This is a genomic window from Thioclava arctica (genome assembly GCF_040892615.1).
In the GTDB taxonomy this organism is placed as follows: Bacteria; Pseudomonadota; Alphaproteobacteria; order Rhodobacterales; family Rhodobacteraceae; genus Thioclava; species Thioclava arctica.
In genome coordinates, this window is sequence record NZ_JBFRYC010000057.1 from 1 (window position 1) to 469 (window position 469).

At 50.1% G+C, this 469-nt stretch carries 1 tRNA gene; it reads left to right on the top strand.

The window, feature by feature from the left end:
• Nucleotides 1-20 precede the first annotated feature (20 nt).
• A tRNA-Ala gene (locus tag AB4874_RS19905) sits at nucleotides 21-96 on the top strand.
• Nucleotides 97-469 lie beyond the last annotated feature (373 nt).

A 469-nucleotide genomic window follows, 5' to 3' on the forward strand; every position in this document is an offset into this window, starting at 1 on the left:
TTTGCCAGTGGCAAAAAAGTGGGGCCTTAGCTCAGCTGGGAGAGCGCCTGATTTGCATTCAGGAGGTCAGGAGTTCGATCCTCCTAGGCTCCACCAACGATTTTTTGGCGCAGCCAAAAAGATCGCCGGTTGAAAGAGCGCAGCGCTTAGCGGCAGAGGTTTTGCGCAGCGAAACGCTCGAGAGCAGACATAACACGAAACGCCAGTTCGATCAGAAAGCAGTTTATGACTTCTTTCTCGTCCAACTGGACGATGCGAGGATCTTCGGATCATCGTTTTGACATTGTATATAGAGATGAAACATCAGCGTCACTGGCGCCTCGTGTGAGAGGTGCAGCAGCTTAGGCTGCAAGTTGTGACGTTGTCCAAGTCAAGTACACTAACCAAAGTGGATCTACGGATCCACGACGTAGCATTCTTCGGAATGTTGCGGGTAGTTAATTGCATGCTTTTGATCGGAGGAAGTCTA